Raw genomic sequence first — 14,065 nt, 5'->3', positions numbered from 1 at the left:
TGCCGGATCCGCGGGTGCGCCGGGCACACAGCCAGCCTCGGCCAGCCCGGCCCGCAGACACGCCGGGCACAGGCAACTGGCCGCCCCGGTGCGCCACGCCGCCGGCAGGACCGGCATCGACATGCACCAGCAGGGCGTATTTGCCACGCTGCCCGCCGCGCTGCTCGTCACGCTGCCCACCACTGTTCCCCCAAACGCACCCGCCTCCATGGCGCAGGCGCGCGCCGCGCCACACCGGCTGCACGGCGTGATGCCGACGGTGGGAGCCATTGGGGATGCTGGGGAAGTGTCGGACATATTCACCGGCATGGGCCATCCTGTTGCGGACACGGCACGTTTCGCTGCCTTCCGGGCCATTGTCACGGCCCGCTGCCTGCTTTCTTGATAAAATCGGCGCCTTGTTGCGGTCCGCCCTGCCGGTCGTCCTGCGAACGTCCTGCCGCGGACCGCGCACCGCTTGCCTGACAGCATGATAGCGTGCTGCCGCCCCGTTTTCCTCCACCGGATACTACTGCCATGACCGACGCCGCCCCCACCAACCCACTCTCGCTGGACACGATTCCGTCCTCGCTGAAAGCCGAGATCCTGGCGGAGGCGCTGCCGTACATCCGCAAGTTCCATGGCAAAACCATCGTCATCAAGTACGGCGGCAACGCCATGACCGAGGAGCGCCTCAAACAGGGCTTCGCGCGCGACGTGATCCTGCTCAAGCTGGTCGGCATGAACCCGGTGGTGGTGCACGGCGGCGGCCCGCAGATCGACGAGGCGCTGAAAAAGATCGGCAAGTCCGGCACCTTCGTGCAGGGCATGCGCATTACCGATGAAGAAACCATGGAAGTGGTGGAGTGGGTGCTCGGCGGCGAAGTCCAGCAGGACATCGTCATGCTGATCAACCACTACGGCGGCCAGGCCGTGGGCCTGACCGGCAAGGACGGCGGCATGATCCGCGCGCGCCGCATGCAGATGCCGGACCGCGAGAACCCCGGCCAGTTCCTCGACATCGGCTTCGTGGGCGAGATCGATGCGATCAACCCGGCCGTGGTCAAGGCGCTGCAGGACGATGCCTTCATCCCGGTGATTTCACCGATCGGCTTCTCCGACGACGGCCAGGCCTACAACATCAACGCCGACCTGGTGGCCGGCAAGATGGCCGAGATCCTCAAGGCCGAAAAGCTGGTGATGATGACCAACATCCCCGGCGTGCTCGACAAGCAGGGCAACCTGCTCACCGACCTGTCGGCCCGCGAGATCGACGAGCTGTTCGCCGACGGCACCATCTCCGGCGGCATGCTGCCGAAGATCTCCTCGGCGCTCGACGCGGCCAAGAGTGGCGTCAACTCGGTACATATCATCGATGGCCGCATCGAGCACTCGCTGCTGCTGGAAATCCTCTCGGATCAGGCCTTCGGCACGATGATCCGCTCGCACTGATGTCCACCGGCCCGGCGGACCGCCGCGCGCCGCCGGTGTGGCTGTTCGATCTCGACAACACGCTGCACGACGCCAGCTTTGCCATCATGCCGCAGATCAACCGCGGCATGACGGCGTATGTGGCCCAGTTGCTGGACACAGACCTCGCCACCGCCAGCCGTATCCGCACCGAATACTGGAAGCGCTACGGCGCCACGCTACTGGGCCTGCTGCGCCACCACGATGCGGATCCCGCCGAGTTCCTGCGCGCCGCGCATACCTTCGACGACCTGCCATCGCTGATCCGCGCCCGGCGCGGGCTGCGCACGCTGCTGGCCAGCCTGCCCGGCCGCAAGATCCTGCTGACCAACGCCCCGCGTGCGTATGCACGCGACGTCATGCGCCATCTCGGCATCGTCCGGCAGTTCGCGCATGAGGTCGCCATCGAGGACATGTGGGTGCACCGCCGGCTGCGGCCCAAGCCCGACCGGCTCATGCTGCGCCGGCTGCTGGCGCGCCAGCGCGTGGCGACGCACCGCGCGGTGCTGGTGGAAGATACGCTCTCGCACCTCAAGCGCTATCGCGGCATGGGCTTGCGCACTGTGTGGGTCACGGGGTACCTGCGCGAACTGGCGCCCAGCCAGCCGGTGCTCGAGCAGGGCCAGCACACCGATGCTGCAACGATGGCCGTCCTGGCCGAAGAAGCGGCACGCCACGTGCCGGCGGCTGTCGCGACCGGATCCGTGCAGGATGTCCAGGCCGAGCACGACCAGATGGCACAGCAGCTGCCGGTGCGCACCCGCCGCCCGGTGGGGCGCAATCGGCCCGGCTATGTCAGCATCAAAGTAAAATCGGTTCACGAACTCAAACGACGGATTTCGAGGGGCCACTCATGACGCAGGATGGAATCGGCGCACCCGCGCGCCAGGAGCCGGAACCATTGCCCGGCACGCCCGCAGGCGAAGCGGCATCCGCGCCGGCCCGCAAGCGGCCCCGCCCGGGAGAGCGCCGCGTGCAGATCCTGCAGACCCTGGCGGCCATGCTGCAGCATCCGCGCGGGGAGAAGATCACCACCGCCGCGCTGGCTGCCCGGCTCGAGGTGTCCGAGGCGGCCCTGTACCGCCACTTCGCCAGTAAAGCGCAGATGTTCGAAGGGCTGATCGAGTTCATCGAGCAGACCATCTTCGGCCTCATCAACCAGATCACCGCCAAGGAAGAACAGGGCGCGCGCCAACTGCAGGACATCATCCGCATGCTGCTGTCGTTTGCCGACAAGAACCCGGGCATGACCCGCGTACTGATCGGCGAGGCACTGGTGAACGAAGACGAGCGCCTGCAGGAGCGCATCAACCAGTTGTTCGACCGCATTGAAAGCTCGCTCAAGCAGTCCCTGCGCATCGGCATGACGCAGGCTGCCTGGCCCGCCGACACCGACGCGGCGGCACGCGCCGGCCTCATCCTCAGCGCCATTGTCGGCCGCTGGCACCGCTACGCCAAGAGCGGCTTTCGCAAATCTCCCAGCACCGACCTCGAGGTGATGATGCGCACACTGCTCGCCTGACTGGTCTATAATCCTCAGGTCGCGCCGATTTGACGACTGGATTGCGGGCGCGCGGCATGCAGGAACGGGCACATTCCGTTTCGGCCTGCCACTACAAATGCGGCTAAAGAGGTAACCGGGCAGGCATCCGCCACAGGGGCCCGGAATGAACCCGACCTGACCGCATTGGCGTACGCAGTCGGGTTTTTTTTCGTCCATCTTTTTTGAGATCCGCCTGGCCGGTCCGGCCGCGGGCCGTATGGTCATGACAGAAACGCTGGCACCTTCCGAAATCGCTCCGCCCCATCCCGTCCCGGCACCGGCCGGCTCGGTCGGGCACGTCACTCCGCAGCGGCTGCACTTCAGCGAACCGCTGGCGCTGCGCAGCGGCGCCACGCTCTCGGACTACGACCTGGTGATCGAGACCTATGGCACGCTCAACGCTGCGCGCAGCAATGCCGTACTGGTGTGCCACGCGCTCAATGCTTCGCACCATGTGGCCGGCATCGACGCCAACGGCGAAGTGGGCTGGTGGGACAATATGGTTGGCCCGGGCAAGCCGGTCGACACCAACCGCTTCTTCGTCATCGGCATCAACAACCTCGGCTCCTGCTTCGGCTCGACCGGCCCGATGAGCCCCAACCCTGCCACCGGCCAGCCGTATGGCGCAAGCTTTCCGGTCATTACCGTGGAAGATTGGGTCAATGCGCAGGCCCGCGTGGCTGATCACTTCGGCATCGCGCAGTTTGCCGCCGTCATGGGCGGCAGCCTCGGCGGCATGCAGGCGGTCGCCTGGAGCACGATGTATCCCGAGCGCGTGCGCCACTGCGTGGTGGTCGCCTCGACACCCAAGCTGTCGGCACAGAACATCGCCTTCAACGAGGTGGCGCGCACCGCAATCCTGTCCGATCCCGACTTCCACGGCGGCAATTACTACGCGCACGGCGTGAAGCCCAAGCGCGGCCTGCGCGTGGCGCGCATGATCGGACACATCACGTACCTGTCGGACGAAGACATGGCCAACAAGTTTGGCCGTGAACTGAAAGCCGACGACATCCGCTTTTCGTTCGACGTGGAATTCCAGGTCGAGAGCTATCTGCGCTATCAAGGCGACAAGTTTGCCGAGTACTTCGATGCCAACACGTACCTGCTGATCACGCGTGCGCTCGACTACTTCGATCCCGCGCTGGCACATGGCGGCGATCTGACCAAGGCCCTGGCCGGCACCACCGCGCAGTTCCTGGTGATCAGCTTCAGCACGGACTGGCGCTTTTCGCCGGCGCGCAGCCACGAGTTCGCCAAGGCGCTGCTCGATACCAAACATGCCGTCACCTATGCCGAGATCGACGCGCCGCATGGCCACGATGCCTTTCTGCTCGACGACGCGCGCTACCACGACCTGATGCGCGCCTACTACGATCGCATTGCCGCCGAATTGTCCATGGAATCCACTGCGGAACCGACTGTGGGGCCGACTGCAAGCCCAGGCAACGCAGCGACCACGCAGGTTCCTGCCGCACACCACGCCGAGACTGCCGCATGACTGCCGCCACCTCCACTACGCCCCCCGCCGCGCGCGCTGCGCACGAGCACCCGCACGCCTACGCCACCGGCCCGGCCACGGCCTCGTCGGACATCCTTGCGCAGCGCCCCGACTTCCGCGCCATTGCGCGCTGGATCGAACCGCGCGCCTCGGTGCTCGATCTCGGTTGCGGCGACGGCAGTCTGCTGCGCGTGCTGCAAGATGAACTGGACGTGCAGGCCTATGGCGTGGAAATCCGCGACGAAGGCGTGCTGGCCTGCGCGCGCAAGGGCGTGCACGTGATCCAGCAAGACCTGGAGGGCGGCCTCGCACTCTTCGAAGACAAGAGTTTCGATACCGTGATCCTGTCGCAAACCCTGCAGACCGTGCACAACACCGCGCACGTCCTGCGCGAAACGCTGCGCGTCGGCCGCGAGTGCGTCGTGTCGTTCCCGAACTTCGGCTACTGGCCGCACCGCCTCGCCGTTTTCAAGGGACGCATGCCGGTGTCCGAATCGCTGCCGTACGAGTGGTACGACACGCCCAACGTACGTGTGCTGACCATCCGCGATTTCGAAGCGCTCGCGCCAAAGGTGGGGCTGCGCATTCTCGACCGCGTGGTGCTGCACGAAGGCCAGCCGGTCACGTGGGGCGCAAACTGGCGCGGCAGCCTGGCCGTGTATCGGGTGTGCGGGGTCTGATACGGGACAGGCGGCCCTCGCTGCCGCCCGCATGTCACACTTGTTTTCACGCCGCTGAAATGGCGGTCCGCAGCCCTGCGGCATCTTCCTGTGCACACACCTTGCGCACATCCATCGCCCACCACGCCTGACAGCACAAGCATTCCGCAACACATGACCTGATGTTGTGCCACACACGGCCGCGCGCATGACATAAGCACAGGCGGAAAACTTCGTTCACCCGCCGCTCATCGCACCGGACACTGTCACAAAAGCGCCTTATTGGCATGCCAGCATTCCGCCACGTGTGCTCCGCCGCCCAGCCCGGCACGGCACGCCTGCGCAGCGCCGGGAACTCTTGTGATGAACGCCACCGTATCGCCATACACTACCGCCACCCTGCAGACCCGCACTGCAGCCGACCCACCCGGGGCAGCGCAAGTCGCGGCAGCCACGCGCAAAGCCCGCTCGCGCCGGACCTTGCGCCCCATGCAGCAACAGATCAGCTTCGGCGGCGTCCTTGCGGTGACGCGCAGTCCGGTCGCCCACGCCGATCTGCAGCGTGCGGCCGCCACGCTGCCATACAACGCACCGGCAATCCCGCGCGTGCAGCCACCGCTCAAGGCGGCGCGATGGCAAGTGACGCATGCACGCGCTGCCGCGCGAACCGTATTGCCGGAGACCGCGCCGCGACGACGTGCCACGGCAGCACATCACACAGCCTCGCGTCCCACGTCCGATGATCCCGCTGCACAGCCCTTCCAGGCAATGGCGGAGGCGTGCGCATTGACTGGGCGCGAGCCGGCAGCCGTCGAGGCCCTGCTGAATACCCTGACGCCACAGGTCTTCATCCATGCCAGCCATGCACTCGTGGCAGGCATGCCCCACCCGCACAACGACGCCATGGCAGTTGCCGGACTGCTGGCCCGCAGCGGTGCCGGCTTCGATGCATTGCTCATGCGCCTGCCGCGCGATGCATGGCCCCCACTGCAGCGAGAAGCATTGCGCATCTGGCTGCACGCCCGCGAGGCCGCACAGGCGCCGGATGCCAGCGAAGCGCTACGTCAATCGTGCGCGCAGGAAATCGACGCGGCCTGGCATACCCTGCAACACCTGCAGGATCATCCCGCCGCCTCTGCCCGCGAGGTCGCTGCTTCGCTGCGCAAGGTCGGACTGCTCGTGCCCTACTTCAATCGCAAGCACGGTTTTGACCACCCGGAGGATGTCGCGCTGGCGCAGCGGATGCTGCTGGTATGGGGCATCGACCTGCGCCGCGCCCACAAGCTGCACACGTCGTGGCGTGCCCGCTATCATCCGCGCCGGCTGGCCGGTCGCAAGAAGAGTGCACTGGCCGCGATGCACAAGCGCATGACGGGCTTGCGCCGCGATCTGGCCCAGCGCGAGCGCGCGCGCCTCGATCGTGCGCTCCAGCAAGCCGCCAGCACCCTGTTTGCCGATCCTCACCGCGAAATGATCCTGCGCGCGCTTTTTGATAGCGCCGCACCGGAACACAAGCTCGAAGTGGTGCGGCAGATCGTGATCCTGCGTCATCTGCACCGGCATGCCCAGGCCGACCAGCAGCACGGCGTGGCACAGCAGCGGCCGTTCTTCGCGCCGCTCGACCTGACTCCACAGCAGATGGCACGCGAGACACTGCAGGAGATGCAGCGGCTCGCACCGGAGCTGGCCCGCAACGATCCGGCCCTGCTGCGCGTCTTGCAGGAAGAAGCGCGCGTGATGCTGATGCCGGCTAGCCAGTTGAAACATGGGCACTGGCGTCCGCCCACTGTGCAGCATCTGCTGGCTTGGCACGCGCAATGGCGGGCGGCCCTCGACCGGGCCCGGCTGGATGGCGCACAGGGACCAGCCCTGCATCAGGCGCTGGAAAAACTGCACGCGCATCTGCAGGATGCAGCGGAAACAGTGGCAGACGATCCGCAGATGCACGAGATGACGCCCGATGGCGTGCAGCGCGAATTCGACGACATGTATGGCCGCATGCACAACCACAGCGCGGTATTCCACAGTGGCGGCAATCTGGGCATCGCCGCACGCGTGGTGCTCGCCATCCTCCCTGGCATTGGCGTGGCCCCGCGGCTGAAGCGCACGGCCGGCAGGGATGCCGTGATCGCCGTCGGCCAGTCGCTGAGCGGCAGCTACCTGGCCATCGGCCGGCAGTCGCGCAGCGACGGCGAGATGGGCGTGGATGCGGTGCTGGGGACCGAGGCGCTGGCCGGCACGGGTGCGATCCCGCTGCAGGCCACTATCGCTGCAGGCATCGACGCCGGGTACCGGCAACTGCGCGGCAAGGGCCTGATGATCCGCGCCAACAAGCTGCTCGATGCAAACGGCAAGGTCATCACGTGGAACCGCGACGGCCAGCCCGCGCCCGATGGCATCGACAGCAACCGCTGGACCATGCAGCAGGTCAACGCCTTTCTGCGCCGTCATTGCACGCTGCAGCACGGCAAGATGACGGTGCCTGCCGATGCCGCTGCCTTATGGGAAGACTTTGCCGCCGCGTTCTTCGACAGCCCCAACCTGCAACTGGCGGTTTATCGCGAAAGCCGGACCACGCACACCGCCGGGGTCCGTGTCCAGGCCACCGCGAAACTCGGTAGCCGTGACATCGGCCTGCAAGCCAGCGCCGGCGTGCGCGCCGAACTGGGCCGCGAGCGTCAGCGCATGCAGGAGCGCAGCACCCAGAACGCCGCCATGCACGGCGGTCACCAGACCCGTCGCGGCGTGCTGGCCAGCGCGCGCCTGGGCGTGGCGCTGCCTGGCATCGCCCCGACTCATGGCCCACGCAAGGTCAGCGTGCCACCGGCACAGATCGCCGACATCCAGGCACGCTTCGCGGACCGGCGGCGCAATGTGCAATACCGCCTGCAGCAAGTCGACGGCAAGCTCGATGCCAGCTGCTTTCGCTACGAGATCGTCAGCACGCTCCCGGCCGTGCGCGCCATCCTCGCGCGCGACGCCGACATCTGGCACGATATGGCCGACGGTAAGGCGCGCCTCGAGCATTTCTACACGGAGTACGCACGCAGCTACGCCGATCTGCCCAACGTGGTGTTCTACGTGATTTGCGATTTGCGCCGCCCGGCCGCGCGGAAGATCGACGACATCAACTGTCAGCTGGCCCTGCTCGAAGCGCGATTGGCACGGCAGGCAGGGCTGGCACCGGCCGATGCGACAGAACGGGCTGCCCTGTCTGCGCGCATCGCCGTCTTGCAGCAGCAACGCCAGCAGATCCTCGAAACGCGCAGCAACTGGACACCCTACGCCCTCGACGTACGCCAGACGGTGACCAGCGGACAACGCACTGGCCCCGGCGTGGGCCTTGTGCTCCAGCACACCGAAGGCGTCGACGCCACGCATGTGCTGATGCGCCTGACCGCCAAACCGGAAGACCGCCACGCCGCGCGGGTCCGATTCGAGGCCGCCCTCGGACACGGCGGATAATCCGCCCCGACAGGCCGCCCGGTGATAGACTAACGCCGCTCGGCACCGGCGGCCCCCATTGTTTTCTGAGACACCGCAGCCGGACCGTCAACGAATCGACTCGGAGAATCAGAAGCATGTTCAAGATGCACAAGCATTCGATCGGCGCACTGTGCGCCGCAGCCGCTGCCGCCACGCTGTTTGCCGCCCCCGCCATGGCTGCGGACAAGGCCGTCGCCATCACTGCCATTGTGGAGCATCCGGCACTTGACGCGGTCCGTGATGGTGTCAAGGAAGAACTCAAGGCGCAAGGCTTCGAGGCCGGCAAGAACCTCAAATGGGAATACCAGAGCGCCCAGGGCAATCCTGGCACCGCCGCCCAGATCGCCCGCAAGTTCGTCGGCGACAAGCCGGATGCCATCGTCGCCATCGCCACGCCCTCGGCCCAGGCCGTGGTTGCCGCAACCAAATCGATCCCGACCGTTTACTCGGCCGTGACCGACCCGATCGCCGCACAGCTCGTCAAAGACTGGAAGCCGTCGGGCACCAACGTCACCGGCGTGTCCGACATGCTGGCAATCGACAAGCAGATCGACCTGATCAAGAAAGTCGTGCCGAAAGCCAAGCGCGTTGGCATGGTCTACAACCCGGGTGAAGCCAACTCGGTGGTCGTCGTCAATGAACTCAAGAAGCTGCTGCCGAAGCAGGGCATGACCCTGGTCGAGGCTTCCGCGCCGCGCACCGTGGACATCAGCGCCGCCGCCAAGAGCCTGATCGGCAAGGTCGACGTGATCTACACCAACACCGACAACAACGTGGTCTCGGCTTACGAGGCGCTCGTCAAGGTCGCCAACGACGCCAAGATCCCGCTGATCGCCTCCGACACCGACAGCGTGAAGCGCGGCGCCATCGCCGCCCTCGGCATGGACTATTTCGACCTGGGCCGCCAGACCGGCAAGATCGTCGCCCGCATCCTCAAGGGCGAGAAACCGGGCGCGATCGCTTCCCAGACCAGCGACAAGATGCAGCTCTTCGTGAATACCGGCGCCGCAGAAAAGCAGGGCGTCAAGCTCTCGCCGGAATTCGTGAAGTCCGCGACCACCGTCATCAAGTAAGATCTGCCCATGCGCTGCCGCCATTTTCTGGGCGGCAACGCGCAGGCGCAAGCAAACGGGCCGGCTGACCAGCGGCCCGTTTGCCTTCCATGCGGCGCATGCCAGGCGCATCAGGCGCGCCCCGCAGACCCACACAGAACAGGTCAGATGTCATGACAATGTATTCCATGCTTGGCGCGGTGGAGATCGGCCTGATCTTCGCGCTCGTTGCGCTCGGGGTGCTGATTTCCTTTCGCATCCTCAACTTCCCCGATCTCACCGTCGACGGCAGCTTCCCGCTCGGCGGCGCCGTGGCCGCCACCATGATCGCCCACGGCATCGACCCGTTCATTTCCACCGCCGCCGCCATCGCCGCAGGCGCGGTGGCCGGCGCGCTCACCGGCTGGTTCAACGTGCGCCTCAAGATCATGGACCTGCTCGCCGGCATCCTGCTCATGACCGCGCTGTACTCCATCAATCTGCGCATCATGGACAAACCCAACGTCCCGCTCATCACCGAGCCGACCATCTTCACCATGCTGCTACCGGAGATGATGCCCGACTACATCGAGCGCCCGCTGGTGCTGCTCGTCATCGTCATCATCGTCAAGCTGCTGCTCGACCGCTACTTCGCCTCCGAATCCGGCCTCGCCATGCGCGCCACCGGCGCCAACGCCCGCATGGCCCGCGCCCAGGGCGTGCCCACCGGCCGCGCCACGCTCGTCGGCCTGGCGCTCTCCAACGCGCTCGTCGCACTGGCCGGCGCGCTGTTCGCGCAGAGCCAGGGCGGCGCCGACATCTCCATGGGCATCGGCACCATCGTCATCGGGCTCGCCGCCGTGATCATCGGCGAAACCATCATCCCGGCGCGCCGCCTCGTATGGGTCACGCTCGCCGTCATCATCGGCGCCATCCTCTACCGCTTCTTCATCGCCCTCGCCCTCAACAGCGACCTGATCGGCCTGAAGTCGCAAGACCTGAACCTCGTCGCCGCCTCGCTGGTGACCATCGCCCTGGTGCTGCCGATGCTGCGCCGCAAGCTGCGCGGCGGGTCACGCGGCAACGCCAAGAAGGGAGCCTGACATGCTGCGCGCCCAGAACCTGCACATTACCTTCAACGCCGGCACGCCCATCGAGAACCGCGCCCTGCGCGGCTTGAGCCTCGACATTCCCACCGGCCAGTTCGTCAGCGTTATCGGCTCCAATGGCGCCGGTAAATCGACCTTCCTGAATGCCGTCTCCGGCGATCTGCTGGTTGATTCCGGCACCATCGAGATCAATGGTACCGACGTCTCCGCCAAGCACGCCTGGCAACGCGCCGACCTCGTCGCCCGCGTCTTCCAGGACCCGATGGCCGGCACCTGCGAAGCCCTCACCATCGAAGAAAACATGGCCCTCGCCATGGCCCGCGGCCGCAAGCGCGGCTTCCGCATGGCGCTCAACCGCAGCAACCGCGAGCTGTTCCGCGAAAAACTCGCCATCCTCAACCTCGGCCTCGAAAACCGCCTCACCGACCGCATCGGCCTCCTTTCCGGCGGCCAGCGCCAGGCCGTGAGCCTGCTCATGGCGTCCCTGCAACCGTCCAACATCCTCCTGCTCGACGAACACACCGCCGCCCTCGACCCCAAGACCGCCGCCTTCGTCCTTGAACTCACGGCCAAGATCGTCGAGGAGAACAAGCTCACCACCATGATGGTCACCCACAGCATGCGCCAGGCCCTCGACTACGGCTCGCGCACGGTGATGCTGCATCAGGGACAGGTGGTGCTGGATGTATCCGGCGAAGAGCGCGCCGGGCTGGATGTGCCGGACCTGCTGATGATGTTCGAGAAGACGCGCGGGGAGAAGGTGGCGGATGATGCGTTGTTGTTGGGCTGAGGGATAACTTGCACCGAAAATCATGCTATGAAGCTAAAGCGCGATGCTCGCACACTAAAACTGAAAGCAATCGCCTCACTTCGCCGTGGCTTGGAAGTTTTTAATGGCTATGACGAGCAAGGACGCACCGAGTCTGTTCTTTTACATCTACAACACTGCAGTGAGCTACTCACGAAGGCACTTCTGGTTCAAAAATCAAAGCCAGTATTCGACAAAGAACGCGGCACATCGATCAGCCTAGACAAGGCGCTCAACATTGCTACAGCTTCTGGATACATTACAGCAACGCAAGCTGGTTCAGTGCGTTCGATCAATGCTATGCGTGATGCCGCACAACATTGGATGATCGTCGTTGCTGAAGATGCTCTTTATTTGAATGCACGTGCCTTGATCACGGTAGTCGACGAAATCTTGCAACTGCATTTTGATGATTCCTTAGCTGACAATCTTCCGACGAGGGTAATGCCATTATCCTCACAGCCAATTACCGATTTCGATCTATTGATAGACCGTGAGTACAAACAGATTTCAGAATTATTAGCTCCGAAGAAGCGTGCACGGGATGAGGCGCGAGCGCGAATACGCACGCTCCTTGCAATGGAAGCACACGCTAGCGAAACTGTTTCTATATCAGAACGTGACATTGATCGCATCGAACGCGCAATAAAATCTGCGACCGCCATTGAAAACGTATTCCCTCGCCTCATGACACTTGCGAGTGACGTCGCCGGTGAGGGGCCAACAATGAAGGTCCGATTTACGAAAAAAGAAGGCCCGCCTGTGCGGTATGTTGCAGGTGACGATCCAGAAGCGGCTGCAGCAATTCGTGAGGTTGATTTGCGCAAGAAATATTACATTAGCCCGCAGGACCTTGCCGGCAAGCTCAATTTGAGTACAAGCCGCTGTAAAGCACTAAGAGACTTTCTTGGCATCGATAATGCTCCCGAGAACGTTATGGTGTTCGAGTTTGGTAGCCAAAAGCATCCGAGATATTCAGATAACGCTTTGCGAGTGCTAAGAGAAAATAACACTCCCGAGACTTTGGCCCAGGCTTGGTTGGAGCGCCCTAACGGAAAAAAGCAATAAATCGCCAGATTACACACCAGAGATTGGGCAGACTCCATTCAATGCCAGTTCTTCATGCGACGTATGGCAAAACGTCACTCTTCCCGCGCCTCCTTCTCATACCGCCCCACCGTCCCCCGCATCCCCCACAGCAACACCACCCCCGGCAACGCAAACACCACTGTCGCCAGATAGAACGGCGCCCAGCCGAACGCTTCGACCATATACCCCGCCGTCGGTCCCACGTACACGCGCCCGATGGCGGCCAGCGCGGAGAGCAGCGCGTACTGCGTGGCGGAGAACGAGCGGTTGCACAGCGCCATGAGCAGCGCGACGAAGGCGGCGGTGCCCATGCCACCGCAGAGGTTTTCGATGCCGATGGCGGTGGCCATGGTCCACAGGGCCTTGGGGGTGACGGCGAGGACCCAGTAGCCGAGGTTGGACACGGCCTGGAGGATGCCGAACAGCATGAGCGAGCGGTACAGGCCGAGCCGGATCATGAGCATGCCGCCGAACAGTGCGCCGATGATGGTGGCGATGAGGCCGAGGGTCTTGTTGACGATGCCGACTTCTCCGGCGGAAAAGCCGACGCCACGGATGAGGAAGGTGGTGGAGAGGCTGCCGGCGAAGGCGTCGCCGAGTTTGTAGAGCACGATCAGCAGCAGCAGGAGCCATGCGCCGTGGCGCGAGAAGAAGTCGCGCAGCGGGCCGACCACGGCTTCCTGCAGGCTACGGGGCGGGCGGGCGGCAGTCTCGGGCTCTGGCGCGAAGAGAGCCATGACAATGCCGACGCCCATCAACCCGGCCATCAGCAGGTACATGTTCTGCCAGCCGAGCACGCGGTCGGCGAGCCACAGGGCCAGGCCGCCGGAGACCAGCATGGCGAGCCGGTAGCCGAGCACGGAGATGGCCGCGCCTGCGCCGCGTTCTTCCTGGCGCAGTACGTCGGTGCGGTAGGCGTCGAAGACGATGTCCTGCGAGGCGGAGGCGAAGGCCACGAGCACGGCCATGGCGGCGAGCAGCCAGAGGGCTTCGCGCGGCGGGCTGAAGGCCATGCCGATAATGCCGGCGACGAGGGCGATCTGCGTGAGCACCAGCCAGCCGCGCCGCCGGCCGAGCAGCGGCGGGGTGTAGCGGTCCATCAGCGGAGCCCAGAGGAATTTGAAGATGTACGCCTGCCCCACCAGCGAGAAGAAGCCGATGGTTTTGATGTCGAGCCCTTCTACGGTCATCCACGCCTGCAGGGTGCCGGAGGTGAGCGCAAGCGGCAGGCCGGAGGCGAAGCCAAGCGCCAGCATGGCGCCGATGCGGCGATTGCGGAAGATGTCGAGATAGTCGTTGAAGGTCATGGCGGCGGGCGACAGGAAAGATGCGGCAATGCGCGCGGAAGGCGCGGCATTCTGCGCATGGATTCCGCGCATTATGGCATCCC

General features: G+C 64.9%; 12 protein-coding genes. 11 read left to right on the top strand and 1 reads right to left on the bottom strand.

Going from position 1 to position 14,065, the window contains the following annotated elements:
* Positions 1-88: 88 nt before the first annotated feature.
* The 11 genes from ACQ3C8_RS00530 (at position 89) to ACQ3C8_RS00480 (ending at position 12,654) form a co-directional block, all read left to right on the top strand.
* Positions 89-385: a hypothetical protein gene (locus tag ACQ3C8_RS00530; RefSeq protein ID WP_428852074.1), complete on the top strand. Its 297-nt coding sequence runs from the start codon at positions 89-91 to the stop codon at positions 383-385.
* A 131-nt stretch (positions 386-516) separates the two neighbouring features.
* Entirely contained in the window at positions 517-1,431 is a 915-nt protein-coding gene (gene argB, locus ACQ3C8_RS00525) for an acetylglutamate kinase (protein WP_009520846.1), read from the top strand.
* The gene (locus ACQ3C8_RS00520) at positions 1,431-2,306 is read left to right on the top strand and encodes a pyrimidine 5'-nucleotidase (RefSeq protein WP_428852073.1); all 876 of its coding nucleotides are present in this window, start codon (positions 1,431-1,433) and stop codon (positions 2,304-2,306) included. The genes argB and ACQ3C8_RS00520 overlap by 1 nt, the downstream gene beginning before the upstream one ends.
* Positions 2,303-2,971, top strand: a complete 669-nt coding sequence (gene slmA, locus ACQ3C8_RS00515) for a nucleoid occlusion factor SlmA (protein WP_428852072.1) — start codon at positions 2,303-2,305, stop codon at positions 2,969-2,971. Before ACQ3C8_RS00520 ends, slmA begins: the two co-directional genes overlap by 4 nt.
* Positions 2,972-3,209: 238 nt before the next feature.
* Positions 3,210-4,493, top strand: a complete 1,284-nt coding sequence (gene metX, locus ACQ3C8_RS00510; RefSeq protein WP_428852071.1) for a homoserine O-succinyltransferase MetX — start codon at positions 3,210-3,212, stop codon at positions 4,491-4,493.
* The gene (gene metW / locus ACQ3C8_RS00505) at positions 4,490-5,173 is read left to right on the top strand and encodes a methionine biosynthesis protein MetW (RefSeq protein ID WP_009520842.1); all 684 of its coding nucleotides are present in this window, start codon (positions 4,490-4,492) and stop codon (positions 5,171-5,173) included. Before metX ends, metW begins: the two co-directional genes overlap by 4 nt.
* A gap of 342 nt (positions 5,174-5,515) precedes the next feature.
* On the top strand, positions 5,516-8,617 hold the full coding sequence (locus tag ACQ3C8_RS00500) for a hypothetical protein (RefSeq protein ID WP_428852070.1): 3,102 nt from the start codon (positions 5,516-5,518) through the stop codon (positions 8,615-8,617).
* Between the two features lie 116 nt (positions 8,618-8,733).
* Positions 8,734-9,711, top strand: a complete 978-nt coding sequence (locus ACQ3C8_RS00495) for an ABC transporter substrate-binding protein (RefSeq protein ID WP_428852069.1) — start codon at positions 8,734-8,736, stop codon at positions 9,709-9,711.
* A 152-nt stretch (positions 9,712-9,863) separates the two neighbouring features.
* Positions 9,864-10,772 (top strand): ABC transporter permease, encoded by a 909-nt coding sequence (locus ACQ3C8_RS00490; protein WP_428852068.1) that lies wholly within the window; start codon positions 9,864-9,866, stop codon positions 10,770-10,772.
* A gap of 1 nt (position 10,773) precedes the next feature.
* Complete coding sequence (locus ACQ3C8_RS00485) at positions 10,774-11,568, top strand: ABC transporter ATP-binding protein (RefSeq protein WP_009520838.1); 795 nt, start codon at positions 10,774-10,776, stop codon at positions 11,566-11,568.
* Between the two features lie 27 nt (positions 11,569-11,595).
* Positions 11,596-12,654, top strand: coding sequence for a hypothetical protein (locus ACQ3C8_RS00480; RefSeq protein WP_428852067.1), 1,059 nt, complete (start codon positions 11,596-11,598; stop codon positions 12,652-12,654).
* 74 nt (positions 12,655-12,728) lie between these two features.
* On the opposite strand, the gene ACQ3C8_RS00475 is transcribed toward ACQ3C8_RS00480, so the two are convergent.
* Positions 12,729-13,982, bottom strand: a complete 1,254-nt coding sequence (locus tag ACQ3C8_RS00475) for a muropeptide transporter (RefSeq protein ID WP_428853099.1) — start codon at positions 13,980-13,982, stop codon at positions 12,729-12,731.
* Positions 13,983-14,065 lie beyond the last annotated feature (83 nt).

Source organism: Imbroritus primus (assembly GCF_964332355.1).
Classification (GTDB): domain Bacteria; phylum Pseudomonadota; class Gammaproteobacteria; order Burkholderiales; family Burkholderiaceae; genus Imbroritus; species Imbroritus primus.
The sequence above is the reverse complement of the archived record's forward strand: the minus strand, read 5'-3'. Positions and strand labels throughout refer to the sequence as shown.

Excerpts from the sequence above, each read along its gene's own strand:
- argB (WP_009520846.1), top strand. The coding sequence starts at position 517 with ATGACCGACGCCGCCCCCACCAACCCACTCTCGCTGGACACGATTCCG.
- ACQ3C8_RS00520 (WP_428852073.1), top strand. The coding sequence starts at position 1,431 with ATGTCCACCGGCCCGGCGGACCGCCGCGCGCCGCCGGTGTGGCTGTTC.
- slmA (WP_428852072.1), top strand. The coding sequence starts at position 2,303 with ATGACGCAGGATGGAATCGGCGCACCCGCGCGCCAGGAGCCGGAACCA.
- metX (WP_428852071.1), top strand. The coding sequence starts at position 3,210 with ATGGTCATGACAGAAACGCTGGCACCTTCCGAAATCGCTCCGCCCCAT.
- metW (WP_009520842.1), top strand. The coding sequence starts at position 4,490 with ATGACTGCCGCCACCTCCACTACGCCCCCCGCCGCGCGCGCTGCGCAC.
- ACQ3C8_RS00500 (WP_428852070.1), top strand. The coding sequence starts at position 5,516 with ATGAACGCCACCGTATCGCCATACACTACCGCCACCCTGCAGACCCGC.
- ACQ3C8_RS00495 (WP_428852069.1), top strand. The coding sequence starts at position 8,734 with ATGTTCAAGATGCACAAGCATTCGATCGGCGCACTGTGCGCCGCAGCC.
- ACQ3C8_RS00490 (WP_428852068.1), top strand. The coding sequence starts at position 9,864 with ATGACAATGTATTCCATGCTTGGCGCGGTGGAGATCGGCCTGATCTTC.
- ACQ3C8_RS00485 (WP_009520838.1), top strand. The coding sequence starts at position 10,774 with ATGCTGCGCGCCCAGAACCTGCACATTACCTTCAACGCCGGCACGCCC.
- ACQ3C8_RS00480 (WP_428852067.1), top strand. The coding sequence starts at position 11,596 with ATGAAGCTAAAGCGCGATGCTCGCACACTAAAACTGAAAGCAATCGCC.
- ACQ3C8_RS00475 (WP_428853099.1), bottom strand. The coding sequence starts at position 13,982 with ATGACCTTCAACGACTATCTCGACATCTTCCGCAATCGCCGCATCGGC.